The 24,977-nt window shown below is 66.7% G+C and carries 22 protein-coding genes and 1 pseudogene; 11 read left to right on the top strand and 12 right to left on the bottom strand.

Going from position 1 to position 24,977, the window contains the following annotated elements; translation table 11 throughout:
* The first annotated feature begins 427 nt into the window (after positions 1 to 427).
* Positions 428 to 1,174, top strand: coding sequence for a phosphotransferase family protein (locus K8Z49_RS23105; protein ID WP_412520813.1), 747 nt, complete (start codon positions 428 to 430; stop codon positions 1,172 to 1,174).
* A 33-nt stretch (positions 1,175 to 1,207) separates the two neighbouring features.
* Entirely contained in the window at positions 1,208 to 1,450 is a 243-nt protein-coding gene (locus K8Z49_RS23100) for a pentapeptide repeat-containing protein (RefSeq protein ID WP_412521140.1), read from the top strand.
* A gap of 160 nt (positions 1,451 to 1,610) precedes the next feature.
* On the opposite strand, the gene K8Z49_RS23095 is transcribed toward K8Z49_RS23100, so the two are convergent.
* Positions 1,611 to 2,407 (bottom strand): IS5 family transposase gene (locus K8Z49_RS23095; protein WP_412521138.1). Its coding sequence is split into 2 segments (ribosomal slippage): positions 1,611 to 2,065 and positions 2,065 to 2,407, totalling 798 coding nucleotides; the frame shifts between segments, so codons are not numbered across the junction.
* Between the two features lie 99 nt (positions 2,408 to 2,506).
* On the opposite strand from K8Z49_RS23095, the gene K8Z49_RS23090 reads away from it, so the two are divergent.
* The 4 genes from K8Z49_RS23090 (at position 2,507) to K8Z49_RS23075 (ending at position 6,751) form a co-directional block, all read left to right on the top strand.
* Positions 2,507 to 2,959 (top strand): L-threonylcarbamoyladenylate synthase, encoded by a 453-nt coding sequence (locus K8Z49_RS23090; protein WP_412520811.1) that lies wholly within the window; start codon positions 2,507 to 2,509, stop codon positions 2,957 to 2,959.
* Positions 2,960 to 2,968: 9 nt separating this feature from the next.
* Positions 2,969 to 4,000, top strand: coding sequence for an integrase core domain-containing protein (locus K8Z49_RS23085; RefSeq protein WP_412520809.1), 1,032 nt, complete (start codon positions 2,969 to 2,971; stop codon positions 3,998 to 4,000).
* A gap of 97 nt (positions 4,001 to 4,097) precedes the next feature.
* Positions 4,098 to 5,018, top strand: a complete 921-nt coding sequence (locus tag K8Z49_RS23080) for an IS5 family transposase (RefSeq protein ID WP_412520807.1) — start codon at positions 4,098 to 4,100, stop codon at positions 5,016 to 5,018.
* A gap of 515 nt (positions 5,019 to 5,533) precedes the next feature.
* Positions 5,534 to 6,751, top strand: coding sequence for a cytochrome P450 (locus K8Z49_RS23075; RefSeq protein ID WP_412520805.1), 1,218 nt, complete (start codon positions 5,534 to 5,536; stop codon positions 6,749 to 6,751).
* Between the two features lie 441 nt (positions 6,752 to 7,192).
* On the opposite strand, the gene K8Z49_RS23070 is transcribed toward K8Z49_RS23075, so the two are convergent.
* A protein-coding gene (locus K8Z49_RS23070) for an IS5 family transposase (protein ID WP_412521138.1) occupies positions 7,193 to 7,989 on the bottom strand; the annotation gives its coding sequence in 2 pieces (ribosomal slippage) (positions 7,193 to 7,647 and positions 7,647 to 7,989; 798 coding nt in all).
* A 150-nt stretch (positions 7,990 to 8,139) separates the two neighbouring features.
* Here K8Z49_RS23070 and K8Z49_RS23065 point away from each other — a divergent pair.
* A pseudogene (locus K8Z49_RS23065) lies at positions 8,140 to 8,352 on the top strand (transposase); the annotation flags it as partial.
* Positions 8,353 to 8,377: 25 nt separating this feature from the next.
* Positions 8,378 to 8,821: a group II intron maturase-specific domain-containing protein gene (locus K8Z49_RS23060; protein ID WP_412520803.1), complete on the top strand. Its 444-nt coding sequence runs from the start codon at positions 8,378 to 8,380 to the stop codon at positions 8,819 to 8,821.
* Positions 8,822 to 9,444: 623 nt separating this feature from the next.
* On the opposite strand, the gene K8Z49_RS23055 is transcribed toward K8Z49_RS23060, so the two are convergent.
* The 6 genes from K8Z49_RS23055 to K8Z49_RS23030 all read right to left on the bottom strand — a co-directional run bounded on the left by K8Z49_RS23055 (position 9,445) and on the right by K8Z49_RS23030 (position 17,681).
* Complete coding sequence (locus tag K8Z49_RS23055; protein WP_412521136.1) at positions 9,445 to 10,353, bottom strand: alpha/beta fold hydrolase; 909 nt, start codon at positions 10,351 to 10,353, stop codon at positions 9,445 to 9,447.
* Positions 10,354 to 10,411: 58 nt separating this feature from the next.
* Complete coding sequence (locus tag K8Z49_RS23050) at positions 10,412 to 11,188, bottom strand: ABC transporter ATP-binding protein (protein WP_412520801.1); 777 nt, start codon at positions 11,186 to 11,188, stop codon at positions 10,412 to 10,414.
* Entirely contained in the window at positions 11,185 to 13,884 is a 2,700-nt protein-coding gene (locus K8Z49_RS23045) for an ABC transporter permease subunit (RefSeq protein WP_412520799.1), read from the bottom strand. Before K8Z49_RS23045 ends, K8Z49_RS23050 begins: the two co-directional genes overlap by 4 nt.
* 87 nt (positions 13,885 to 13,971) lie before the next feature.
* Positions 13,972 to 15,192 (bottom strand): ABC transporter substrate-binding protein, encoded by a 1,221-nt coding sequence (locus K8Z49_RS23040; RefSeq protein WP_412520797.1) that lies wholly within the window; start codon positions 15,190 to 15,192, stop codon positions 13,972 to 13,974.
* A gap of 608 nt (positions 15,193 to 15,800) precedes the next feature.
* Positions 15,801 to 16,895, bottom strand: coding sequence for an acyl-CoA dehydrogenase family protein (locus K8Z49_RS23035; RefSeq protein WP_412520795.1), 1,095 nt, complete (start codon positions 16,893 to 16,895; stop codon positions 15,801 to 15,803).
* 249 nt (positions 16,896 to 17,144) lie between these two features.
* Positions 17,145 to 17,681 carry a nuclear transport factor 2 family protein gene (locus K8Z49_RS23030; protein WP_412520793.1) on the bottom strand — a complete coding sequence of 179 codons (537 nt, stop codon included), beginning with the start codon at positions 17,679 to 17,681 and terminating at the stop codon, positions 17,145 to 17,147.
* Between the two features lie 301 nt (positions 17,682 to 17,982).
* On the opposite strand from K8Z49_RS23030, the gene K8Z49_RS23025 reads away from it, so the two are divergent.
* Positions 17,983 to 19,542 (top strand): class I adenylate-forming enzyme family protein, encoded by a 1,560-nt coding sequence (locus K8Z49_RS23025; protein WP_412520791.1) that lies wholly within the window; start codon positions 17,983 to 17,985, stop codon positions 19,540 to 19,542.
* 422 nt (positions 19,543 to 19,964) lie between these two features.
* Here K8Z49_RS23025 and K8Z49_RS23020 read toward each other — a convergent pair whose 3' ends face one another.
* Positions 19,965 to 20,321: an enoyl-CoA hydratase-related protein gene (locus tag K8Z49_RS23020; RefSeq protein ID WP_412520789.1), complete on the bottom strand. Its 357-nt coding sequence runs from the start codon at positions 20,319 to 20,321 to the stop codon at positions 19,965 to 19,967.
* 450 nt (positions 20,322 to 20,771) lie between these two features.
* Here K8Z49_RS23020 and K8Z49_RS23015 point away from each other — a divergent pair, with 450 nt between their 5' ends.
* Positions 20,772 to 21,953 carry an acyl-CoA dehydrogenase family protein gene (locus K8Z49_RS23015; RefSeq protein WP_412520787.1) on the top strand — a complete coding sequence of 394 codons (1,182 nt, stop codon included), beginning with the start codon at positions 20,772 to 20,774 and terminating at the stop codon, positions 21,951 to 21,953.
* Positions 21,954 to 22,212: 259 nt separating this feature from the next.
* Here K8Z49_RS23015 and K8Z49_RS23010 read toward each other — a convergent pair whose 3' ends face one another.
* The 3 genes from K8Z49_RS23010 to K8Z49_RS23000 form a co-directional block, all read right to left on the bottom strand.
* Complete coding sequence (locus tag K8Z49_RS23010) at positions 22,213 to 22,668, bottom strand: transposase (RefSeq protein ID WP_412520785.1); 456 nt, start codon at positions 22,666 to 22,668, stop codon at positions 22,213 to 22,215.
* An 8-nt stretch (positions 22,669 to 22,676) separates the two neighbouring features.
* Positions 22,677 to 22,844: a transposase gene (locus tag K8Z49_RS23005; RefSeq protein WP_412520783.1), complete on the bottom strand. Its 168-nt coding sequence runs from the start codon at positions 22,842 to 22,844 to the stop codon at positions 22,677 to 22,679.
* Positions 22,845 to 23,023: 179 nt separating this feature from the next.
* Positions 23,024 to 23,767 carry an SDR family NAD(P)-dependent oxidoreductase gene (locus K8Z49_RS23000; protein WP_412520781.1) on the bottom strand — a complete coding sequence of 248 codons (744 nt, stop codon included), beginning with the start codon at positions 23,765 to 23,767 and terminating at the stop codon, positions 23,024 to 23,026.
* A gap of 205 nt (positions 23,768 to 23,972) precedes the next feature.
* Here K8Z49_RS23000 and K8Z49_RS22995 point away from each other — a divergent pair, with 205 nt between their 5' ends.
* Positions 23,973 to 24,968 (top strand): VOC family protein, encoded by a 996-nt coding sequence (locus tag K8Z49_RS22995; RefSeq protein ID WP_412520779.1) that lies wholly within the window; start codon positions 23,973 to 23,975, stop codon positions 24,966 to 24,968.
* Positions 24,969 to 24,977 lie beyond the last annotated feature (9 nt).

The raw sequence follows: 24,977 nt of genomic DNA, 5'->3' as shown, positions 1-24,977 counted from the left end.
CCTCAACCGCGTCCCGGGCGCGGACGGCGACCGCCCGCCGGCATCGTCGCTCACACCGATCACCTCCGCCCGGGGTACCGGCCGGTACCCTGCTCCCGCCCACAGAAACGCGCTGGACCAGTGACGGACTGCTGGACCAGTGACGGACATGCGGACCGCGGCCTTGCGGGCCCGGTGGGCCGATCGCCGGCCGCGGGTGCGGCGGTGGTCGGCGGCGCGTCGGGCGCCAGAGCCGTGCCGCGGTGTTGGGTCGCTGTCCCGCCGTTTCCAGCACCGCATCCAACACCGCCGGGGCGATCGGGTCGGGCTCTGGCGCCGGTCGCACACAACGGCCGGTTGCGTGCCTTCTGTCGGCGTGTAGGACGTACAGGCACCGCGCAGTCGCACGTGATAAACCCGGCGACGATCGATGGTCATCCCCGCGACAATGGCCGATGTGGAGGAGGTCGAGGTCGTCGTCGCCCACCATGAGTGCGCGACCCTGCGCGTCGGCGAGGTGTTCCTGAAAATCGACGCTGATCAGACGCGTACCGACGTCGAGGTCGAGGCGATGGCCCTGGCGCCGGTCCCGACTCCGCAGGTCCTGTGGCGCAAGCCGCCCGTGCTCGCGCTCGCCGCCCTCCCGGGGAGGGCACTGGGCCGACTCGGCGAGCCGTCGAGCGCGTCGCCGGCGGCGTGGGCCGCGGCGGGCGCCGCCATCCGGAAGCTGCACGACGCGCCACTGCCGCCATGGCCCGGCCGCAGCCCCGACCAGGTCGCCTCGCTCATCGACGGCGAATGCGAATGGCTCATCACCAACGGTGTCCTTCCCGCCGAGGTGGTCACGCGTCACCGCCGGATCGCCGAGGCCGCACTCCGGCCATGGACACCGGTGTTCACCCACGGCGACCTGCAGGTCACCCACATGTTCGCCGACGGTGACCAGATCACCGGCGTGATCGACTGGACCGAGGCGTCGCAAGGCGACGCCCTGTTCGACCTCGCCACCCTGACACTCGGCCACCGGGAACACCTCGGCGAGGTCATCGCCGGCTACGGCACCGACGTCGACCTCGACGTGATCCGCGCCTGGTGGTCGCTGCGAACCCTGCGACCGATCCGCTGGCTGATCGAGCACGGCTTCGACCCCACCGGGCCGGGTGGCGAGATCGACATCCTGACATCCCAGCCATAAGCCCGCACGAGACCTGGGCACGGACGCGCGAACCTGCTGGACGGCGCGAATCTGTCGGCCGCGATCCTGTCCAGCGCGAACCTGGACGGCGCGATCCTGTCCGGCGCGCGCCTGACCCGCGCGAACCTGGCCGGGGTGCGGTGGACGGTGCCGGGTACGCGGTGGCCGGCGGGGCTGGCCGACACGATGCGGGCCCGGTCCCGGGAGATTGAGCCGGGGGTGTGGGAGGTGGTCGGGGTGAACGGCCCGGACCGCGCCCTGGTGCCCGTCAGTTAGCCCGTTGCTGTCGATCTTGCAGCGACGACCCGTTCTGGCCCCTGGGGGCCTGCTGGCCGGAACCTAGCCGCCGGGTCCCCAGCCCTCCCCCAATCATCGGCATCCACGCCCACCGCCCGCCCCCCGTTTGCCTCAAGGGACGGCGTACTTAGACGTCATCTCATTTGGTGAGTCGGCGGTGGCAGATGAGAGTGGCGGCGATGCCGACGAAGGCCAGGAAGTGTTCGGGTTTGCGTTCGTAGCGGCGGTGCAGTCGGCGGCAGCCGCTCAGCCAGGACACCGTCCGTTCCACCACCCAGCGGTAGCGGCCCAGTCGGTCGGAGGACTCGATGCCGCGTCGGGCGATGCGCGGGGTGATGCCCCGCCTGCGTAGCCAACGCCGCAGGTCGGTGTAGTCGTAGCCTTTGTCGCCGTGCAGCTTTGTCGGGCGGCGCCGGCGCGGCCCGCGCCGGGAGCGGATCGGCGCGATGCCCCGAACCAGTGGCTCCAGCGCGAGCTTGTCGTGGGTGTTGGCCGCCGAGATCCCGACAGACAGCGGCAGTCCGGCACGATCGACCAGCAGATGGATCTTCGACCCACGTTTGCCGCGGTCGACGGGATTCGGGCCTGTCAGCTCCCCCCTTTGGCGGCGCGGACGCTGACCGAGTCGATCGCGCACCGCGACCAGTCCAACTCCCCACGCGCGCCCAACTCGTCCAGCACCAGCCGGTGCAGCTTGGCCCACACCCGCGCAGCCGTCCACTCGGCGAAACGCCGGTGCGCAGTAGGGCCCGACGGACCGAACACCGGCGGCAACTGCTGCCACGTACAGCCCGTGGTCGCCACAAAGATGATCGCAGCCAGCACCTCACGATCCCCGTACCGACGTCGGCCACCGCCCTGCGGCCGCGTCGGAGCGGGCGGCACCACCCGCTGGAACAACTCCCACAACTCCTCCGGCACCAACCGCTCCACCATCTCCACGGCCGCAGACTACCGGCGCCAAGCCAAATGAGATGACGTCTTACAAGCACCGGGACTGCGGGGGGATGTGGAGGGTGGAGAATTTGGAGGGTGATGGCAAGCACTGATGACATCGAGAGGGCGGCCGGTGTGCTGCGCGCCGGAGGTCTGGTGGCCTTCCCGACCGAGACCGTCAACGGTCTGGGCGGCAACCCCGAGGACTCCGCCGCGGTCGCGCGTATCTTCCAGGTCAAGGGGCGCCCGGCCTCCTATCCGCTGATCGTCCACATTGGCGGCGCGGAGTACCTGGAGGGGTGGGTCGCCGAGGTGCCGGCGACGGCGCGCCGGTTGGCCGAACGGTTCTGGCCGGGGCCGCTGACGCTGGTGCTGCGGCGTGGTCTCCGGATGCCTTTGGAAGCGACGGGCGGCTTGGAGACGGTGGCTGTGCGGGTTGTGCTTGCCGAAAAGTGCGTCCGTGCAGGTGAGAGCCGTAATGTCCGAGGGTGGCGGCGCAGGGTTGGGAACCGTCATGGGACAGGCCACGACGCTGCCCTCGCCTCGGGATGATGGGCGGTTGTGCTGTTGCGACTGGCCTACTTGACCGCGGCGAACGCGTTCGCGGTGCTGGGTCTGCTTCCGATGACCGATCGGGAGAAGGACGCCGAGATCTTGGTGTTGCGGCATCAGATCACGGTGCTGGAGCGTCAACTGGATGGGGCGAGGGCGCGGTTCGCCGGTCCAGATCGAGTACTGCTCGCGGCGCTGCTGCACCGGTTGCCTCGCCGTGTACTGCTTCGGATGCGGCTGCTCGTGCGTCCGGACACGGTCTTGCGCTGGCACCGGGGCCTGATCGCTGGTCGGCGCGCCGCTCGCTCCAGACCTGAGCGTCCGGGGCGGCCACCGACGGTCCGCTCCATCCGGGTTCTCGTTCTTCGCCTGGTGCGGGAGAACCCGGGCTGGGGTTACCGGCGGGTGCACGGCGAGTTGCTGCTGCTCGGCGTCAAGGTGGCGCCGTCCACGGTCTGGGAGATCCTCACCGACGCCGGAGTCGATCCGGCACCCGAGCGTGCATCGACCACGTGGGCCGGCTTCCTGCGCTCCCAGGCCGGGGCACTCCTGGCGTGTGACTTCCTGGAGACCGTCACGCTCACGGGTGCGCGGATGTACGTGCTGGCGGTCATCGAGCACCACAGCCGCCGGATCCGCGTTCTGGGTGCCACCGCCCATCCGACTGCAGCGTGGGTGACACAGGCGGCCAGGAACCTGGTCATGGACCTGGAGGACGCCGGGTGTCGGGCACTGTTCCTGATCCGCGACCGGGACGGCAAGTTCCCTGACCTGTTCGACACCGTTCTGGCCGATGCCGGCGTCCAGACGGTGCTGACCGGGGTGCGGATGCCGAGGATGAACGCGGTGACGGAACGGTGGGTGCAGACCTGCCGCCGCGAGGTCCTGGACCGCACGTTGATCTGGAACCAGGGTCACCTGCTCCACGCGCTCCGGGAGTTCGAGACCTTCTACAACGAGCATCGGCCTCACCAGGGCATCGCCAACGCCCGCCCGTTGAAGCCGCTGCCCCCACCGATCACCGACCTAGGGCGTGTTTAGGAAGTCTCGTCCCAGGTCGGCATGTCGTGTCTGGAGATGAGTGAGGTCTCCGGTAGATGGATCAACGACGAAGAAGACCATCTGCACGGAGACCTCGATGGCCAGGGTATCGATTGGAGCGCGTAAGGATCTGACCGACCGGCAGTGGCGGGTTCTGGAGCCGCTGCTGCCCAGGCCGCAGCGGCCGGGGCGGCCCCGGAAATGGACGCGCAGGCAGTTGGTGGACGGTGTGCGGTGGCGGGTGCGGGCCGGGGCGCCGTGGCGGGATGTGCCCGAGCGGTACGGGCACTGGCAGTCGGTCTACGGGCTGTTTCGGTGCTGGCAGCGAGCCGGGGTGTGGGCGCTGATCTGGGCGAAGCTGATGGCCTTCGGCGACGCCGCGGGGCTGGTCGGCTGGTGGGTGTCGGTGGACTCCACCATCTGCCGGGCGCACCAGCACGCGGCGGGCGCCCGCCGCGATGGCCGCGGCCAGGTCGAGCCGCCGGGCGGGACCGGCGGCCTCGAACCGCCCGATCATGGGCTGGGCCGCTCCCGCGGCGGGTTGACCACCAAGATTCATCTGGCTTGTGAGCAGGGCCGCAAGCCAATGGTGGTGGTGCTGACCGGCGGGCAGCGTGGTGACAGCCCGCAGTTCACCGTGGTGCTGGATCGGGTGCGGGTGGCCAGGCTCGGGCCGGGCCGCCCCCGCAGGCGGCCGGACCGGGTACTGGGCGATAAGGCTTATTCCTCCCGCGGCAACCGCGCTTACCTGCGGTTTCGGGGCATCGGGGCGACCATCCCGGTCAAGGACGACCAGCGGGCCCACCGCAAGGCCAAGGGCTCGGCCGGAGGACGACCGCCGGCCTTCGACGCCAAGGCCTACCGGCAGCGCCACTCCGTGGAATGCGGCATCAACCTGCTCAAGCAACACCGCGCGGTGGCCACCCGATACGACAAACTCGCCGTGCGCTACGAAGCCACCATCCAGGTCGCCGTCATCAACATCTGGCTACGAGCCCTGACCAGCGGCACTTCCTAAACACGGCCTAGGCCAGATCGCGCAGCGGAACGTCCGAAGAACGCAACGTCTGGGCGGAACCCTCAACGAGTGCGAACATGCTGCTTGACCTTCACGGACGAAGTTTTCGGCAGGCGCACCGAGGGGGTGCCGGCCGCGCCGGTCAGTCTGGGGGCGAACCTGCAAGCCTGGTGCGTATACCTGATGGTGACACGCGATCCCAGTGCACCGGGTCGCCGAACTGGTCGCCTCGCTGACCGGAGCGCGGCTCTCGCCCGGGTTCGTGCACGGCCTCGATCGGGTTCGCCGCTGGGACTGCTTCCTCGGGCACTGGCGCGTAGTTGTCTCGGCTACTTCCGGGGAGAAGGATGTCAGTCCCGGAGAACGGCAGCGTCAGCGTGTCTCCCTCGTTGGAACGTAGGCTCCCAGGATGGTTCCGACCAGCAGAACGCCTGCTGCAGGGCCGCGGTCCTCAGGGCAACCTCATACCTCACCCTCAGCAGACGGAGAGCGATGGGAAGGCTCGGTGTGACGCAGTGACTGAGACCCGGAAGTGCCCGATTCACGACCTGGAAGCGCTGACCACGTCGCCGACCATGGCGGCGGACTACCTCGCGCTCCGGTCGGAGGCCGAAGGCGCGACTGTGCTATCGGGCAAGAAGTTGGCTGACACGGCCTATTGGGCAATCATCGACTATGACCTCATCCGCAAAGCGGCGGTCGACACGACAGCGTTCCCGTCAGGGCCGGGTATCACCATCCCGCCGCTCCGCACGCCTATCCCGCTGATCCCGGCAGAGAAGGATCCGCCTGACCACATCGGGTATCGCAAGCTGCTCGTGCCGGAGCTACGGCCGGAGCGTATGGCGAGCTGGGCGGACTTCATCCGCCGGTCCGTCGACCACGAGATCGACCAGTTCATCGAGGCCGGCGAGGGTGACCTTGGAGCCGTCGGTCGGTTCGTGCCGCCAGCGGCGATGTCAGCCATTCTCGGCGTGCCCGACGATGCACGACGCCTCGCCGAGATCACCGACCGTCTGAACGAGACTGCCACGGTGGGCGACAAGGAAGGTCGCGATAAGGCGAACCTTGAGCTTCTGCAGTATGCGGATGCCCTCGTCACCCTGGCGGAGCAGGACGGTGGCGAGCGGGGTGACCTCGTGGCGCGGGTGTCGAACGCAACGATCAAGGGCGAACCAATCGGTCATCGGAACGCGGTCGGCATGGTCATCACTCTTATCATCGGAGGTCTGGAGACCACGGTGAACGGGATCTCGTCCATGCTGGTACTCGTCGCTCGCCATCCGGAGGTTCGGGCGCGCCTGCTCGCTGACGCCAGCCTGATCCCGTTGGTTGTCGAAGAGTCGCTGCGCATCGAGTCGCCGGTGCAGATGATCGCGAGGACGATCGCCAGCGACATGGATCTTGGTGGATGCCCGGTGAAGGCGGGGGACAAGGTGGGCTTCTCCCTGGGCGCAGCCCACTTCGACGCCGAGAAGTTCGAGGAGCCGGACGTGTTCAACATCGACAGAACCTCGTCCGTGCCCCACCTGGCGTTCGGCCACGGAATCCATCGTTGTGTCGGAGAGCACCTGGCACGTTCGGAAATGATCATCTCGCTCGAGCAGGTGCTCAAGCGCATGCCGGACTATGAGATCACCGCAGAGATCAAGCCCCGGGCGACGATCGCATTCAACCGAGGTGTCGGTAGAGTTCCCGTGAAGTTCACACCCGGCGCACGCGTGCTCAGCTGACGGGTTCCCCGCACCTCACGGGTGCGGGAGCCGTGCCGCTCGACCTCCGCGTAGCGTGCTCGGTCGTCAATCGTAGGGCGGGTCCTGCTCGAACGGCTCGGTCATGGCCGGACGCGACGGGTCCCCGCTCTTGGCGGACACCGTGGCCGGCGTGGCAGAGGTACATGGCGCCATCGTCGACCAGCACCGTTCTGTACCCGGTGCCGTGAATGGCGGTGGAACCGTGGCCGGTCCAGAACGCGGATACCTTCAGTCCGGTGTCGTCGTTGGGTTGAGCTGCAGGCAGGGGTCATTCGACTCGGGCGGTGCGAGCGGACTCGCCGACTCTTCGCCTGCCGATCGGGCATCTCGAGCACGACTGGTGGGCGGATGGGGCTGTGCTGAGGGCGTCGGGAGGCGATGGGCCGTGCCGTGCGGCAGGGGCGGGACTTAGACGTCATCTCATTTGGTGAGTCGGCGGTGGCAGATGAGAGTGGCGGCGATGCCGACGAAGGCCAGGAAGTGTTCGGGTTTGCGTTCGTAGCGGCGGTGCAGTCGGCGGCAGCCGCTCAGCCAGGACACCGTCCGTTCCACCACCCAGCGGTAGCGGCCCAGTCGGTCGGAGGACTCGATGCCGCGTCGGGCGATGCGCGGGGTGATGCCCCGCCTGCGTAGCCAACGCCGCAGGTCGGTGTAGTCGTAGCCTTTGTCGCCGTGCAGCTTTGTCGGGCGGCGCCGGCGCGGCCCGCGCCGGGAGCGGATCGGCGCGATGCCCCGAACCAGTGGCTCCAGCGCGAGCTTGTCGTGGGTGTTGGCCGCCGAGATCCCGACAGACAGCGGCAGTCCGGCACGATCGACCAGCAGATGGATCTTCGACCCACGTTTGCCGCGGTCGACGGGATTCGGGCCTGTCAGCTCCCCCCTTTGGCGGCGCGGACGCTGACCGAGTCGATCGCGCACCGCGACCAGTCCAACTCCCCACGCGCGCCCAACTCGTCCAGCACCAGCCGGTGCAGCTTGGCCCACACCCGCGCAGCCGTCCACTCGGCGAAACGCCGGTGCGCAGTAGGGCCCGACGGACCGAACACCGGCGGCAACTGCTGCCACGTACAGCCCGTGGTCGCCACAAAGATGATCGCAGCCAGCACCTCACGATCCCCGTACCGACGTCGGCCACCGCCCTGCGGCCGCGTCGGAGCGGGCGGCACCACCCGCTGGAACAACTCCCACAACTCCTCCGGCACCAACCGCTCCACCATCTCCACGGCCGCAGACTACCGGCGCCAAGCCAAATGAGATGACGTCTAAGTGATCGCCCGGTGTGTCGGGCCGCGTGTCGGTGATCGAAAACGGGTGAGGTCTCCGGTAGATGGATCAACGACCAAGAAGACCATCTGCACGGAGACCTCGTGAGAAGCGTGTCCGAGGGCGCCCGCAAGGACCTGACTGATCGGCAGTGGCGGGTGCTGCGACCTCTGCTGCCTGCCAGAAGCCGGTTGGGGCGCCCGTCGAAGTGGACGTTGCGGCAGTTGATCGATGGGATCCGGTGGCGGATCCGGACCGGGGCGCCGTGGCGGGACGTGCCCGAACGGTACGGCTCCTGGCAGCGGATCTACGGGCTGTTCCGGGCGTGGGGGTTTCGACTTCTTGGGGTTCCGCATCCAGTGGCGCCGCAAGCGAGGCACGAATACCTGGCACGTCTACACCTTCATCTGCGATCGGGCGATCCGGCAGCTGAAGGCGAAGATCCGTGCTCTGACCCGCAAGACGTCCCCTCTGCAACTGGACGCGGTCCTGGCCCAGCTCAACATGGTCAGGGGCGGCTGGGCGTTCTACTTCCGGCATGCCATCGCCAAGAAGGTGTTCGCCAAGCTGGACACCTTCACCTGGTGGAGGATCGCCAGGCTGCTGCGGCAGCGGCACCGCTGGAGCTGGAAGGAGTTCCGCCGACGGCACACCAGCCCCACCGGGCAATGGCTACCGTTCACCGCCAACGGGGTTGAGTTGCGTGACATCCAGACGATCCCGGTCGTCCGGTATCTGTATCGCGGCACCAAGATCCCCAACCCCTGGGTTGCAGAAGTCTGCTGACGGCAGAGGCCGTGGAGAGCCCGGTACTCGGAGACGGGTACGCCGGGTTCGGCGAGCGGCCCGGAGAAACGGGCTGATGGCAACATCAGTACCGCGCTCCGGGCCGACTCAACGAACTGGTGAGCCGCTTCGAACGCCCACTAACCGGGCGATGAAGCGGACATCGGAGATGCCTGAGATCTGGAGTCGCGGCGCCCCTGGGAGGAGCGGCAGCGAGTGGTCGACGACCCAACGCACCGGCTGTTGCCGCCCGCGCCCGTCGGGGGTAGATCTCGCTCACGGGGCCATCGCGCTGCGCCGATCTACTCAAGGAGCACAACCGGTGAGCGCCGGGGTGACGCTCGGGCGAAGGGCGAGCGGCCCGCTGCGGGAAGACAGAGGGAAGAGAGAGGTTCGGGATGAGCGGCGACCGGCAACCGCCTCTTCTCCTTCCGCGTTGTGACGACCTGCGGGACGGAGGTCGTCGAGATGCGGCGTGTCCAGCCAAACGCAGTTCGGCGCGAGCACGGCGCGAGGACCATCCCAGTGATGCTCCGCCATGGTGCCGCTCGCAATGATCTTCGGCGTGGGCTCAGCGGTGTCCGGAGATCGCAGCCGCGACCGACCAGCAGGTTCCGCCGACTTCAGCCCACCCGCGAGTTCATCGCGCGCCTGATGAAGTGCGCGAGGGTCCTGGGCTGCTGCATCGGACCGAAGTGATCTACACCATCAACCTTGACCAGCTCGCTCCTGAGACGCTCAGCTAGCGCCCTCGTCGACGTCCTGTGGATCGGTTCGGTCAATGTGCCAACGGCGACGGTCACCGAACACGACAGCTTGTCGAGATGGGGGACAATGTCGTGTTCGTATGACTGAGCGTAGATCTGCGCCTCCGTCTCGGGCAGACACTTCAGCCGAACCCCGCCCGCTTCGTCAGCCGTGAACCCGTGGTCGACATAGGAAGCCAGGATGCCGGACTGGAATGACGACATCGGCTGCTTGCGCGCGTAGCTGAACATGGCCTCCTCTATGGAGGGGTATCGCATCCTGCGGGCCGCGGCCATTTTCACCATGGCTTCTTGGCTTCGCAGATGCTCGACGGGAGGCCTGCCGGTGGCTGCGGGCAGCGCGGGTTCGTACATGAACAGGTGTTCGAACGAGTCGCTCCGGGCGATCTGGGCCATGGCGAGCGCCGCCCCGCCAAGCGAATGTCCGACACCGACAACCGGGCCCTGTGGGATGGCGCTGAGAGCGGCCGACACGTCTCGCCCGAACCCCTCCCAAGACAAGTCGTCACCATCCGGAACAGGTGAATCGCCATGGCCGCGAAAGTCGAGGGACCAACAATGGAAGTGAGGCGTGAGGAACTCTGCGACCGCATGCCAGACAAGACCGTGAAATCCCGTCGCATGAGCTAAGAGGAGTGCCGGACCGTCGCCGCCGAGGTCATGCAATTGCACCGGGGCGCCGTCCGTGCCGGCCACGAGTATGCCTTTGGTCGGCAGGCGTCGACGTTTCGCCGATGGCTGATCAATGTCATGATTCAGACGCATGTGCACCTCAGGTGGGACGGTAGGTCGGTCTCCCGAAGTGGTCGCCACGGCCAAGGTCTCATTCTCCGATGAAGTGGCCGAACACTTCATCGCTCTTAAGAGAGGTCGCAGTTCCGGAATATGTGATTCGGCCGCGTGCTAGCACGTAGGCGTGATTCGCGAGGTCGAGTACGCGGTGTACGTACTGGTCGACGACCAGGATCGCGACTCCTTGTCCGGCAAGCTTGTGCATGAAGTTGTACACGCTATCCACCATGACCGGCGAGAGGCCCATCGACGGTTCGTCGAACATGGCCAGTGAAACCTCTCTGGCGGACACCGAAGCCATCGCCAACATCTGCTGTTCGCCGCCGCTCAGTGTTCCCGCTGCCTGGTCCAGACGCTCTCCGAGAATTGGGAACGATTCGACTCCTTGTTCAATTGCCGACCGTTCGTGGCCAGGTCGGGCCTGCATTCGCAGGTTCTCTCGAACGCTCAGCGAGCGGTAGATCGCTCGGCCTTCGGGCACGTGACACAAGCCAGCGAGCGCGCGGCGGTGCTGCGGCGCATGCGTCATGTCGGACCCGTAGAGCTCGACCCGGCCGGTTGTCGTCGGAAGCAGGCCAGCGACAACCTTCATCAGAGTTGTCTTGCCGGCGCCGTTTGCTCCGATCAGCGCCGCGACAGAGCCCTTCTCGACCTGGAGTGAGACATCGCGCAAGACTGCCGTTTCCTCGTAGCCGGCACTGACACGGCAGACGGAGAGTGCTAGCTCGGTCTTCTCGGCCTCGGGCGCCGCCTCGGCAGTATCCGAACGCACTTTACCGACCATGTGGATACGTCCATCCTCACTCATGAGACCTGCGATTCCAGCGAAGTACCTAGGTATGCTGCCTGGACCTCCGGGCTGGATGCGACTTCCCTGGGGCTGCCCTCGAAGAGCGGTTTTCCGAAATCCAACACGTAGATGTAGTCGCACAGCTTCATCACGAATGCCATGTCGTGTTCGACGAGAAGGATCCCGCACCGGCGCTCGGTCATGATGGCGGCGAGGACCTCGCGTAGCCTCGCGCTCTCCTCGTGGTCGAGCCCGGCCGAGGGTTCGTCCAGGAGCAGGATGTCGAAGTCACCCGCCAGACATCGTGACACCTCGACCAGGCGACGCTCTCCGGTCGAGAGGGTTCCGGCCAAGGAGTCCGCCAGATGCTCGATTCCACAGAGCTGAAGGGCCCGGTCCGTTGTGTCGGCGAGATGCTGGCGTTGTGCTCTCGTAGCGTTGAGACCCAGCTGTGAGATGGGGTTCCAGCCGGCCTGGGTTGCCTCGACGCCCATGCCGACGTTCTGGCGCACGGTCAGGGACTCGCACAACTCGGTCACCTGGAACGTGCGCCCCAGGCCCTCACGGGCTCGCGCCGATGCACTCATACGATTGACGTCCTTGCCATGCAGGAGGACGTGCCCCGCGGACGGTCTGACCAGCCCGCTGCATGCGTTGAACGTCGTCGTCTTGCCGGCACCGTTCGGTCCGATCAGGCCGGTCACCCGGCCGATCGGCGCTTGGAGGTCCACGCCGTCGACGGCCTTCACACCGCCGAAGTGCACGTGAAGGTTCTGGACTTCGAGACCGGGTGCCGCCTGGTCTCGTTGCCTCGTCAGCGGCCTCGGCAGCGGAAGTGCTTCGTCTCGCACCGTCCTACGAGGTTGACGGGAGAGCCTCTGGAACAGGTCGCGGACCCAGCGTGGGGCGCCGGGTGCGCCGTTCTGGAGGGCGACTACGACGGCGAAGACACCGAAGACCACGTTGAGCCAGTTCGGTACCGACTCTCCCGAGATGTAGGCCGGAATGATGACGACCGGGGCGGCGAACAGGCCGTACCAGGGAACCCCGAACGGAGAGATGATCAGAATGGCGAGCAGGACGAGAGACTGGAAGGAGGCGTAATTGCCGTCGCTGTAGGCTGCGAAACCCACGGTTGATCCGTACAGAATCCCGGCGACACCGGCGAAGAAGCCCGACACCGCGAACACCAGTATCCGCGTACTGCCCAACGTCAGACCCATTGTCCGCAGTGCGGTCGGCGATTCGGACAGTCCGCGTAGCATTCGCCCGAGACGGCCACGATCGAGCCAGGTCAGAATCGCAGCTGCCACCACGAAGAGCGCGACGAGCAGAAAATAGAAGGCCTCGTCAGAAGATGCCCAACTCGGTCTCGGCATTGGGCGGCCGGCTCCGTCGCTTCCGAACGCGAAGTTGAGCGGATAGATGAGCCGCTCCATCATGATTCCGAAGCCGAGCGTGGCAAGGGCGAAGAAGATGCCTGAGAGTCGAACTGCCGGTAGCGCGACCAGGGCCGCCACAGGAACTACCACGAGGCCTCCGAGGACCAGAGCGAGAAGCCAGGGGAGTCCGAAGTTCATGATGATCTGCGAGAAGCTGAATGCGCCGATCGCTCCGAAGGCTGCCTGGCACAACGAAACTTGCCCCGCTGTTCGCACGAGGAGGCCGAGCGAGAGGAGCATGATCGCCATCGGGATCAGCAGCATGTAGTTTGTGAGCTTCGCGCCGGCGAAGGTCGGAATGAGCAGGAGTACGGCAATCACCACGACTGCAGTAACCAGGGACGGGCCCAGCGGAGCCTGCAGGCGGACCACCGGTCGCTTGTCTGGATTGATGCGCCGGAAGAGCTTGCGCCTCGGCACGACGATGAGCGCGACGAGTAGTGTGACGAAGGGGATGCTGAGAGGGATGCCGGCAAGCCACGGGATGGTCAGTACATATTTCTGCGAGATGTCGGCGGCTATCCCGATCACAATCCCACCGAGGTAGGTCACAGGGATGCTCGAGAACGCGCCGATGGACGCGGCTCCGATCGCTGCGACCACCAAGTAGGTGAGCGACAGGACCTGGAGACCCACGAGTGGCGCGAGAAGCACCCCGGAGGCTGACGCCAGGACGGACCCCAGCACCCACGCAACTCGACGGACGCGCACCGGGTTCGTGCCGTGCGTCCCCACAAGGTCGGCATCGTCGACGACAGCGCGCATAGCCAGACCGGAACGGGTGAACCGCGAGAAGAGGTAGAGGCCACCGGTGGCCAGCAAGGCGACACAGGTGATGATCAGCTGGTCATGTCCGATGTTGACGCCCGCGATACGGAAAGACGATCCGGCTCCTGGAATATAGGGCTCCATCTGCAACGGGTCCGGACCGTAGGCGATGGTTGCCAAGGCCGTCACGATGACGATGATGCCGACAGTTGCCGAGACCTGCATCGCAGGTGATCGCCTACTGATTCGGCGCCCGATGAGCTCGAGTGCGATCCCCATGAGGCTGCCGAGGACAGGCACGGCGAGGACGAACGCGACCACCCAGTTCAGGCCGACGGTCGTGGTGAGCCAGTAGAAGACGTAGGCCGCGACAGCAGCCAGCGCACCGTGGGCAAAGTTGAAGACACCCGACGTCCGGTAGGTGATGACGAGTCCGGAGCCGGCGAGACCATAGACTGCGCCGCTGGTCACCCCGGTGACGATGAACGGGAGGAGTTCGTTCATGACTGCGCTCCTGGTTCGGGGCAGCAGGTGACGAGCCGGTGTGGGTGCCGACCACCGCAAACGGTCGGCACCCACACCGATTCTTCGTCAGCTGCTGCAGGTGGTGGCCAAGGGGCCCGACTGCCCGTTGCCGCTCGTACCGATGGCAGGCAAGAGCTTGGGATCGTCGGCTCCGGCCTCGTATGTCCACATCCAGTAGCACTTCATCTCGGGCCAGGGGGTGCCAGTGGAGATCGTTTCGGGAAGCAAGCCGTCGAGGCTTTCGTTCGTCGTGGCCTTGAGTGCAGCGACCGCTGTGGCGGGCGTCAGGTCCGCGGTCCCGCCGACCCGCTTGGCGAACAGGTCCAGCATCACCCAGACCGAGGTGGACACCTGGGTCCGGTAGTCGAGGTCGGGGGAGTGTTTGGCCATTGCGTCGCGGAAGGTGTTGACGGCGGGTGCGTCGACCCACCACGGGAACGCGCTGAGCGTGCCGCCGAACCTGGCTCCTGGGAGGCCCTTGAACGCAGAAACGGCGAATGACGATGTCGGCATGCCATAGGTGCCCTTGAAGCCCTGCTTCGTGCAGTCGCCGACGACGCGCTTGGCTGATGCCGTCGAAAGGTCGAGCTCGAGGAAGTCGACCCCGTCATTGATCATCTGCAGACACTGTGCGGTGAAGTTCGGCGCCGAGTACGAGACCGCCAGACCACCTGCGAACTGCAGTCCGTTCGCCGGAGCCGCCCGCTTGTAGATCTCGCTCGTCTGTGCGCAGACAGGTGCCTCGGCACAGTAGAACTGCCCGACCTTGCTCGCGCCGAGCTGCTTGGCCACGGCCATCTGGCCCGGCAGATACGCGGGGACGATCGTGCCGACTGCAAAGTTGCCCTTCTGAGGCGCGGCCACGCTCACGACGTTGCCCAGCATCGGAACATCGGTGGACGCCAAGTACGACGTTATGCCCGGCTCTGCGACCTGGTCGAGCACCGTCATGGCCACGACCTTGTCGGATTTTACGAGTTCCTTCGCCGCGGTCAGACCCTCCGCAGGCGAACTCTTCGTGTCGCGGACGAGAATCTCGACCGGGCGGCCGTTGATACCCCCGTGAGAGTTCGCGTACTCCTCCCACGATTCGGCGACACCTTTGCTAAGGCTGTAGATGCTGGCAGACTGGCCTGTGAGGGCGACCGCCATGCCGATTTTCACCGGTTCCCCGGTGAGGGAGCTCGAGTTCGACGAGCCGCCTGACCCGCACGCTGCGAGCAGCAGGACCGCAGCGGCCGAGGCCGCAACGCCTGCAAAGCTCGAACGTCGCCATTGGATGTTCAAGGTCTCTCCTTCGGTAACCATGCGGAGACGGCCGTAGCGGTGTGCTTTTCGGCATCCGTGGGAGAACAACGTAAGCAGCTGTGTGGTGCATCACCATCGAGTGTTCAACTGCCCGGAACACGCCGCGCCGCTCGCAGAACCACGTCGACACGAGTGCAGCCTCGATCCGTGTGGGAGCACGGCGATGAACCGCGAAGGTCCCAGAACGGGACCGACGTCGAGCGCGACGACACATGCCCGCCGGCTCGGGTGTCGCTGCCTCGGATGCGCTGCTCGGATGGGTGCGGCGCGCGGCCTCTTCGGTCGCGTCCCCGCTGGCCTCTACCGTCGTCGGATCGAGTCTCGGAACGACTTGAGCCGCAGGCTTCGAGCGCGTGACAGGAGGGAAGCGCCGTCCCAGGCAAAGCCACCGCGGACGCAGGCTCGACGCCCGGCGTCGTTGACGTGTGCCAGAGGGTCAGGAGGTTGCCGCCGAACGAATTCTCGGGGGCTTCGACAGCGGCCGACCGCGACGGGCCTCAGCCAAGAGCCGGAACGGGCCCCGGCGTCCGATCACCCTGGCGGCAGCTCAGACCCGACCTCGGCGGGTCGAGTGGAGCACCGGCCCCTCAGAGCCCGAACGTGACCTGCATCGTCGCCACAGTGTGGGCGTTTCGGTACCAGGCCTCCACAGGGTTCTCCGCGATGAAGCCGTGCCCGCCCATGAATTGCACGCCCTCGTCAGCGATCCAGCAGGCCCTTCGAGAAGCCAGGACGTGGGCCAGTCGAGCGCTGCGCCCGTCGGTGGCTCCCTTGTCGAGATGACTCGCGGCTCGCCACGCCGACCACCTCATCGCCTCCACAGATGTGTGGATGTCGACCAGCGTGAGGGCGACGGACTGCTTGCGTGCCAGCTCCGAGCCGTGCGCGACTCGCAGCTTCGTGTAGTCCACCGAGTGCTCGTAGACGGCCCTCGAAAGCCCCACGAGGATGGCCGCCGAGGCTGTCCAGGATTCAGCGATCAGCCGACTGATGTCGAAAGGCGCGCCCGCCGCGAGGATTTGTGACGGCGCGACCTCGACGTGGTCGAACACGACGTCGAGGCTCCGTTGTGCGGTCAGACCCATCGTCTCGCAGGGTTCGCCGAGAAGCACGCCCGACGCCTCGGCCGGCACGACGACGCCGACGAACCGCTCATGCTCGTCCCGAGCGACGACGAGGAAATGGCGGCTCTTCGCCGCCTGCACCACGAGCGTCTTCGTGCCGTCGAGGACCCATCCGGCGCCCTGTTTGGTGATCGACGTGGACATCCGCGAGGGGCTCCAGCGGAGTCCCTTCTCTACCGCCGCGATCGCGCCTGATGCGTTCTGCTCCCGGGTGTAGTCGGCGAGGATCGCCTGCTTCTGCTGCGGCGACCCGAGCTCGGCGACCGTGCGGACGAAGGCACTGGTGGCGGCGAAGGATGCGGCGGTGTTGACATCGCCCCAGGCGAGTTCCTCGAGCACGATTGCGGACAGAACGCGGGGGTAGAGCTCGTCGCCCTGGACCGCGGCTTCGGCAGCACTCTGCAACAACCCGAGCTTGCCGACCGCCTCGAGTGCGGCGTCGATCTCCGCGTCGTCCTGCTCGATGACCGGAGATGCCGGACGCAGGTGTGAGAGCGCGACCGTCCGTACGACGTCGCGCATCTGCTGCTGGTCGTCGGTCGGAGCGAAGGAGATCATCCCGGAGTCCTTATTTCGTATGCAGGATCAGTATGGCGGCCGAGACGTCCTTCTTGCGAAAGGTCTCCGCAGCGCCGCCCTGGCGTGGCCTGAGCGTGCAGGCCTGGGAACCGGGCGAGGAAGAGCGCCGGTGGCGCCGCGAACGAACCACCGTGCGTCCTGCGCGCGAGTTGAGCGAGGTCATCGCTGGGCGGCCACGACCGTGCACGAAGACAGTTCGACCGGCGAGGGCTCGTCCCGAAGGGCGGTTCAGCCCACCGACGTCGTCGTGGGGGCCGTGAGACCCTCCCAGTAGGACGGGTCAGTGCGGTCACTGGCGCCGCGCGCGAAGGCCGTCGCGAAGTCGTCGTCGAGCGCGGACTGGTAGCGGACGAAGTCGACCACGGCAACGCGGTGTGCGACGCGCCATTTTCCGTTCCGCCGCTCGAACCGGTCGACGTAGCGACCGTCGATGACGCGAAGAGCCCCGACCCCCTGCTCGTCGGCGCCGGCAAGCCGTCCCGGACACGTGTAATAGGCTTCGCTGTAGGCCACATCGCCGACAACAGTGATGTTGATCGTGGTGAGGTGGTGGAGGCGGATCACGGCAGGATCCTCTGCCCGGGACTTCACGAAGTCGATGAACCCGTCGACGCCCCCCTGATAGGGGCCGTGGTTCTCGATTGCGTCGTCGTGGTAACCCTCGCGGACGGTGTCCCAGTCGCCGCGATCCACCGCGCGGCAGTACCGGTGAAGGATCTCGGTGATCTCGATCTTGGCTTCCCGCTCGGCCACCTTGTCGCTCATGTGCCTGCGTCCCTTCGTCGTTGTCCGGGTCCGCCAGCCCCGGCCCGCAGCCCGTACCCTGCGGTGTGCCGAGCAGTCGCATCCACCAAGGTTCCGCTCGCCGGAACAGCACGCCCCAGGGGTGAGCCGTCATGTTGCTGCACACCCCCGAATGCTCTCCGTGAACAGCGCACGCAGGAATGCAGGGACGTCGATGCTTTCCGGTGATCGGAACCACAAGGGGCGGAGGCCTTCGCAAGACCTAGCGTGTGCTGTCCGACCGTGGGTGCGAGGCCGACCGAGGCAGAGCTGAGGAGTAGCGATGCTGACTATGCGCGATGCGCTGCTGGGTGCAGGACGCCGCTATCGGGACAGAGTGGCGGTTCGCTTCGGAGACACCGAGCGGTCCTTCAGCGACCAGGTCGACCGCGCGTGCCGACTGGCCAACGCGCTGGCGGGACTCGGGCTCGTCGCTGGCGACCGTGTCGCGGTTCTTGTCGAGGATCAGCTCGAATCGATGGAGCCCTATTTCGCGTGTGCGATCGGCGGATTCGTCTCGGTCACGGTCAATCGACGGCTCGCAAACCCGGAGATGCTCGTCATTCTGAATGACAGCGGTGTCCGGGCTCTCGTGCACACGGACGGTCTGTCCGAGGCAGTGGAGGGGCTCGGACTCATCCCGGACGTCAAGGTCCTGACCATCGGTGACGGTGCGCGCCCCTCTGGGGCGCTGTCCTATGAGGAAGTCCTGGCGAACGCCGCTGCCACGCCACCGGGGGACAACCTGGCGCCTGCTGATCCTTTCACGATTTCCTACACCAGCGGCACGACCGGTGTGCCGAAGGGGGCCGTGATGCTCCATGGTCGCCAGCTCACGGCAACGCTGCAGGGCTGCGTGAACCTCGGCATCCGCCCCTACAACGTGCTGTGCTTCTCCGGGAGCTTCTCCTTCGCCGGTGCGATGACCGGCCATGTGTACTCGAGCGTGATCACTGGCGGATCCACTCGTATCTTCGCCAAGCTCGACCCAGAAGAATGGTTCCGGCGAATGGCGCAGGATCGGTCGACATTGACCTACGTGCCCTCTCCTCTGATGCCTCAGTTCATCGAGCTCGGCCGCAAGTACCCGTCCGTGATCGAGAATTTGACGACCGTTCTGCACGGAGCTGCGCCTCCGCGTCGAGAGGTGTTCGCGGAGCTGATCGATCTGTGCGGCCCGAAGGTCGTGGAGGTGTGGGGCATGACCGAGTCCGGTGGTGCAGCAATTACAGCCACGACGCCCAGCGACAGATCACCGCACTGCCTCGCCGACGACCCCATCATGACGGTCGGACGGAGCACACCCTTTGCGCGCGTCCGAGCCGTGGACGAGGAGGGCGTCGAGCTACCGCTGGGCTCCGACCGACTCGGTGAGCTGGTCGCGGAGTGCTCGACCCTATTTGCGGAGTACTGGAACAGGCCCGCGGACACCGCACAGGTCCTGCAGGGCGACCGCTACAGGACAGGCGACATCGGAATCATTGACGAGCACGGATACTGCTACCTCACCGGTGGGCGTCTGTCAGAGATGATCAACTCTGGCGGGATGAACGTCTACCCAGTCGAGGTCGAACAAGTACTTCTCGATCACCCCGGAGTCGCAGAAGCTGCCGTGTTCGGCCGTCCCGATGAGAGGTGGGGCGAGGCTGTCACAGCTGCAATCCGGTTGCGCAGCGAGGCGAGCCTGACTGCGACGGACGTACTCGGCTTCATCGAGGGGCGCCTCGCCGGGTACAAGCGGCCCTCACAGATTCATTTCGTCGACGACATGCCGAGGACTGCGAGCATGAAGATCAAGAAACACGAGCTCAGGTCACAATTGTGTCCTCCCAATCCTGAGTAGACCGCTGCTGACCGTGCGGTGGCCTCATTCCTGACCGACCCAGAAGGCGGACGAGCATGTTCGAGGTCACTCCGGACGACGACCAGGCAGCGGTCTGCGACAGGGCCCGCGAGGTCGCCGGGGTTGTCCTCTACCCGCCGCTCGGGCGGACCTGACCATCGTGGTCGGCAACTAACCGAGCTCTGGGGACCGGCGGGCCGCCGTCCTGGAGCGGACTGCGGGGGTCTCGGTCGGCAAGACACGCTCTGTCGAGCTCCGCGGTGTCGTGGCTTCGTCTCACCACTGCCGCCCTGGCCCTGAGCCGTCGTACCGCCGGAGAATCAGGTGCGCTGGAGGGGTGACTCCTGCGACGTCCTTGATGAGCTACGACATGGACGCCGCCCTCGCCGGCCTCGATCACAGCCCCCGGAACGTCTCCCAGATCAGCGTCGGGCCAGCCCAAGCGGCACCGGATGTCGCCGGTCGGCTGCTCGGCGAGGAGAGGAGCTCGTTCGCACCCCGTCGATGGAGCCCACGAAACCCCAGTCTTCGCGCCCGGGAGCAAGGACCGACTGGCCGGCGCGGACAGCCTTGAGGTCGGCGCCTGCACAGAACGCGCGACCGGCGCCCGTCACGATGCCGACGGACAGGGCGGCATCTGCGTCCAGCTCGTCCAGCGCAGCGCCGACGGCCGCGCTGAGGTCCGCGTTGACGGCGTTCATCGCGTGCGGACGATTGAGAGTGACAACACCGACGCCGTCGAAGCGCTTCAGGATCGCCAAGGGGCCGGTGGCGGTCACCGAGACGCTGCCTCAACAGTGCGGCTGCGGCGGCCCCGCTCTCCGGATCATCCCCCGATGCTCCGCCCGTCCCCTGGCGGACGTCAGCCGCCATTCCGACGAGCGGAATCACAGCGGTCCGCCTGGGAGCCCCGTCGGCCGTGTCACGTAGGACCGGAGTTCCGACGTCTGGAACCGCGTCGTCGGCTCCGTGCTTCTTGGCCCTACAGTCGGGCGGACACCGATCCGGACTGTTCACACGGGTCGTCGGGTCACCGAGGATGGTCCACATGCAGTCGGCCGAGTCCGTGAGGTGCACGCACCTGACCGCCCTGACACGCCCACAGACGACGCCTTTCGACATCCTCACGTCGGCGGGCAGAGCGGCGGCGTCGAGATGTCCGCCGCATCGTGTCGGGGTTCCCGCCTTTCGACGGCGACTCAACTCAAATACGGACTCGGAGGATCATCGTGATTGACCTGGACCTGAACGACGTCGAAGCGGGCCTGCTCGGCGAGGTTGCGCGGCAGGCCGAGGTGTACCGCACCTACTCGCGCCGCTTCGACAGGCCGCAGGACCACACGGTACCCAGCAGCGAGCTGTACCCGATCCCCGAAGAGGCGGACTTTCCCAACGTCCGGGCACAGTTGCGGGAGGTGCTCGATCAGACGAGCGGCTGGATGGTGATGGACGCGCTGATCTACGTCCAGGAGAACTACGGGGCCAAGCCCTTCTTCCCTCGCCCGGCCGGTGCTGACGGGTTCGACGCGAACATCTCGAAGCTGCTGCTGGCCGCCGTGGGCGATGAGGAACAGAATCGAAAGTGGGGAGCGGACTACGGGTTTCTCGCATGGGGGATGACCGAGTCCGGCGCTGGATCGGATCCGGCCGGAATGCGCACCACTGCCGTCTTCGACGAGGGCACGAAGGAGTGGGTCCTCAACGGAGAGAAGATCTTCATCTCGTTCGTCGAGGAGGCGGAAGCGATCTTGACGCTTGCGCGTGTGGGCTCGGAGAAGCAGCATGGCAGCATCGGCCTTTTCATGGTGGAGAAGAACAGACCCGGTTTCCGCCTCGGCAAGCAGTACAAGAAGCTCGGCATCCGTGACCGCGATCTGGGTAGCTTCTCACTGGAGGACTACCGGATCCCCGAGGAGAACCGCCTCGGCGGAAGCCTCACCAGCGCGCTGAGCACATTCAACGGAACCCGCGCGCTGATGGGCGCGGAGGCGCTGGGACTCACCCGTGCTGCGCTCGACATCGTCCGCGATGCGCTGGTCGCCGACGGGCTCGAGATCGACTACTGGCGCGCGCCCGGCGACCTCAACGCAGACGTGCAGCGTTACATCGAGCTCGAGGCCGAGTACGAGGCGGGGTACCTGACTCTGCTGCACAGTATGTGGTTCATGGAGCAGCACGGGCCGGACAAGGTCCAAGCGGCGATCGCCAAGGTCGTGTGTGCCGGGATGGCCCGCGCACTCATCCCCGAGTGCTTTCGCCTGCTGGGCCCGAGCAGCACTTCGAGGGACCACTTCCTCGAGCGCGCACTTCGGGACTCGCGGATCACCGACATCTACGAGGGTCCCGGAGTCGTCCTCCGCCTGCTCATCGCGCGCAACCTTCTGGGCTTCTCGTCCCGCGAACTGAACTGACCGGAGGCTGCGGGCGCGCCGGTGGCGGGCCTTCGTCGCGAGGGCTCCGGTTCGCCGGCGCCCTTCCCGCTGCGGAGAGCGCTCGGTCCGTATCGGGTCGTTCCCGGAACCGCGGGTCAAGTCCGCTGGCGTGGTATGTGACGACGACGCGTGATCTTTAGTTGCGACGGCAAGGAGCGTTTCGCCGCGCTGCTCACCGCGGCATCCGCACCGAACAACAGCGGGAACCGACACGCCGACGACTTGATCTTTTACGGCTTCAGTGGGTGCGGCAGCGCTGCCAGGTCGCACCGGGCAGGGTGGCGCCGATGGCGGCGACCAGGTTCCGATGGGCGTCGCTGGTGACGAGTTTGACCCCGGTCAGGCCGCGGGCGGTGAGGTCGCGGAAGAACCCGAGCCAGCCGGCGCCGTCCTCAGCAGAGGACACCTGCAGGCCGAAAATCTCCCGGTGTCCGTCGGTGTTGACCCCGGTCGCGAGCAGGGCGTGGACGTCGACATCCGTCCGCCCTCGCGGACCTTGAGCACGAGCGCGTTCCGCGGCGAGGAAGGTGTAGGCCCCGGCGTCGAGCGGGCGGGACCGGAAGTCGGCGACCTGCGCGTCGAGCTCGGCAGCCATGACCGAGACCTGCGACTTGGACAGCCGGGTGATCCCGAGGGACTCGACCAGCTTCTCCATCCGCCGGGTCGAGACCCCGAGCAGGTAGCAGGTCGCCACGACCGTGGTCAGTGCTCGTTCGGCGCGGCGGCGAGGCTCCCATAACCGGTCGGGAAGTGAGAGCCGTTGCGCAGCTTGGGGATCGCCACGTCGATGGTGCCGGCGCGGGTGTCGAAGTCGCGGTGGCCGCCTCGCCCGTCGCCCGGCCGGTCGCATACCACTCTGATGGACGTCACTGAACCCCACTCGGGCGCATGTCCAGCGACGAGGTCGCCAGGCGCAGCCGATCGCCGGCGTGGTGCCGGAACCGTCCGGTCACGTTCTCCGGGGGCCGTGTGCTCGATTACGGACGCCATGCGAATCCGGGCGCCGTCCCGCAGATCGCTGTGAGCAGGCGGCGTAGTACGGCAGGAGGTCAGGCAGCCGTCATTCCGCCATCAATGTGCAGTTGCACTCCCGTGACGTAGTTCGCCTCGTCCGAGCAGAGGTAGAGGCATGCATAGGCGATGTCACGCGGCTCACCCTTCCTGCCCATCGGCACGCGGGCAGCCATCGAGTCCTGCGGCCGGGTGAGGGCATGGCTGGGGGCTTCGATCCGACCTGGCAGTACCGTGTTGATCCGGACGTTGCGCTGCGCATACTCGACGGCCGCAGCGCTGGTCATGGACAGCACGGCGCCCTTCGCTGCGTGATAGCCGAACGCACGTACCGACCCGAGGATCGCGGCGACCGACGAAATGTTGACGACGGAGCCGTTGCCGCTGGCCTCGAGTGCCGGCATCGACGTCTGCATCCCCAGGAAGACGCCTGTCTGGTCGACAGCGATCATCCGGTCCCAGCTGTCAGCTGTCTCCTCTTCGAGACCGCCTGCGAGGTAGATCCCTGCGTTGTTGACCAGGGTTGTGAGGCTTCCGAAGGTCTCGATCGTCGTTGCGACGAGCCCGCGCCAGTCGTCTGCGTTACTCACGTCCGCCTGCCGGAAGGCCACCTCGTGCCCGGCCCCGCGCAGCTCGGCGGCGAGTGCCTCGCCTTCGTTCACGAGTACGTCGGCGACGACGACTCGCGCGCCCTCGGCAGCGAAGACCTCGACGATCGCACCGCCCAATCCGCGAGCACCGCCGGAGACGATTGCAACCTTGTTCTCGAGTCGTCCGGCCATGCGCTCTCCTTCATCCGACAGGGGGCTCACCCTCTGTCCTCGACCTCTGTGGGCCTCGCTTGCCGCGACGCCGTCTCGGGATCGTGGCAGCCGGTGCAGGTCGTCACGACCACATATTCCGGCGGTTGGAATGACGTCCACCGGCGGGCTGCACCACCCACTACGTTCGGCCATCGCATGCGCCCGACAATGATCAGGGGGGACCGTGACGACGAGCGGTGCTCGAATCTGTCAAATTGCCATGTGCACGCTCGACCCAGCGCACTCGACTCGCTTCTACACCCAGGAGCTCGGTTTCGAGTGGGCAGGCAGCCGCCCCTTCTGGGGCGAGTTCATTGCCACACTCCAGGATCTGCCGACCGGCGCGGACACCGGGCTGATGGTGACCTGGGCGGTCGGCCATCAGGACTTCGCACAACTCGAGCTGATCACGCACACGACGCCGAAACCACGGCCGGTCAGCCCCGGGCGTCTTGCCAGTGACCACGGGTGGGTTCGTTGGGGGGCGGAGGTGGCGGACTTCGACGCGACACTGCGTCGGCTCGGTCAGGCCGGCGTCGCCACCCTGACCGAACCGGCCGCGGGCCCCGACGGCAGGAGGCGCGTCTGTTGCCGCGAACCCGGCTCGCAGGTCGTCGTCGAGATCTGTGAAGCACCCGACGCTCGCGCCGACTCATCGCGCGAGCATGTTCGCGACTCGGACGTCGGCGTGCGATATGCGGCGGCCTCGGTACCTGACATCACCAGGGCGTGCGCAGTGTTCGCCGGCCTGGGGCTGACGCGCGTTCCTGACGACCTTCTCCACGGCCCCGAGGACGAAAGGCTGTGGGGTCTGGCCGGCGCACGGCGCGACATCGCGGTGTTCACCGACGGCGACATCTTTCTCGAGGTCCTTCAGTACCGGGACCCGGCCGGTCGGCCGTACGAGGCCGGACACCTCCTCAGCGACCAGGGGTTCCTGAACGTCGCGATCGGCTATCGGGACCAGACCGACGCCGTGGCCGCCGTCGCGGCACTGACCGAGCTGGGCTGCCGCCTGCGCCGAGCGCTGCCGTCATACGTCGGAGGAACCTACCTCACCACCGCGGACGGCCTCTCGATCGAAGTCGTGGTCATGCCTCGGGAGTTCGACCCGGTGTACGGGTTCGTGCCCGCACCAGGCGTACCGGCGAAGAAGACGGGTGCGGCGCCGGCAGGATGAGGTAGTTCC

Source organism: Actinomadura madurae, assembly GCF_047130825.1.
Classification (GTDB): Bacteria; Actinomycetota; Actinomycetes; order Streptosporangiales; family Streptosporangiaceae; genus Spirillospora; species Spirillospora madurae.
This window is presented reverse-complemented; position numbering and strand designations above follow the sequence as displayed.

Bases quoted from the DNA above. Each gene is read 5' to 3' on its own strand.
- K8Z49_RS23105 (WP_412520813.1), top strand. From the start codon at position 428: ATGGCCGATGTGGAGGAGGTCGAGGTCGTCGTCGCCCACCATGAGTGC.
- K8Z49_RS23090 (WP_412520811.1), top strand. From the start codon at position 2,507: ATGGCAAGCACTGATGACATCGAGAGGGCGGCCGGTGTGCTGCGCGCC.
- K8Z49_RS23080 (WP_412520807.1), top strand. From the start codon at position 4,098: ATGGCCAGGGTATCGATTGGAGCGCGTAAGGATCTGACCGACCGGCAG.
- K8Z49_RS23055 (WP_412521136.1), bottom strand. From the start codon at position 10,353: ATGCGTCTGAATCATGACATTGATCAGCCATCGGCGAAACGTCGACGC.
- K8Z49_RS23050 (WP_412520801.1), bottom strand. From the start codon at position 11,188: ATGAGTGAGGATGGACGTATCCACATGGTCGGTAAAGTGCGTTCGGAT.
- K8Z49_RS23045 (WP_412520799.1), bottom strand. From the start codon at position 13,884: ATGAACGAACTCCTCCCGTTCATCGTCACCGGGGTGACCAGCGGCGCA.
- K8Z49_RS23035 (WP_412520795.1), bottom strand. From the start codon at position 16,895: ATGATCTCCTTCGCTCCGACCGACGACCAGCAGCAGATGCGCGACGTC.
- K8Z49_RS23030 (WP_412520793.1), bottom strand. From the start codon at position 17,681: ATGAGCGACAAGGTGGCCGAGCGGGAAGCCAAGATCGAGATCACCGAG.
- K8Z49_RS23025 (WP_412520791.1), top strand. From the start codon at position 17,983: ATGCTGACTATGCGCGATGCGCTGCTGGGTGCAGGACGCCGCTATCGG.
- K8Z49_RS23000 (WP_412520781.1), bottom strand. From the start codon at position 23,767: ATGGCCGGACGACTCGAGAACAAGGTTGCAATCGTCTCCGGCGGTGCT.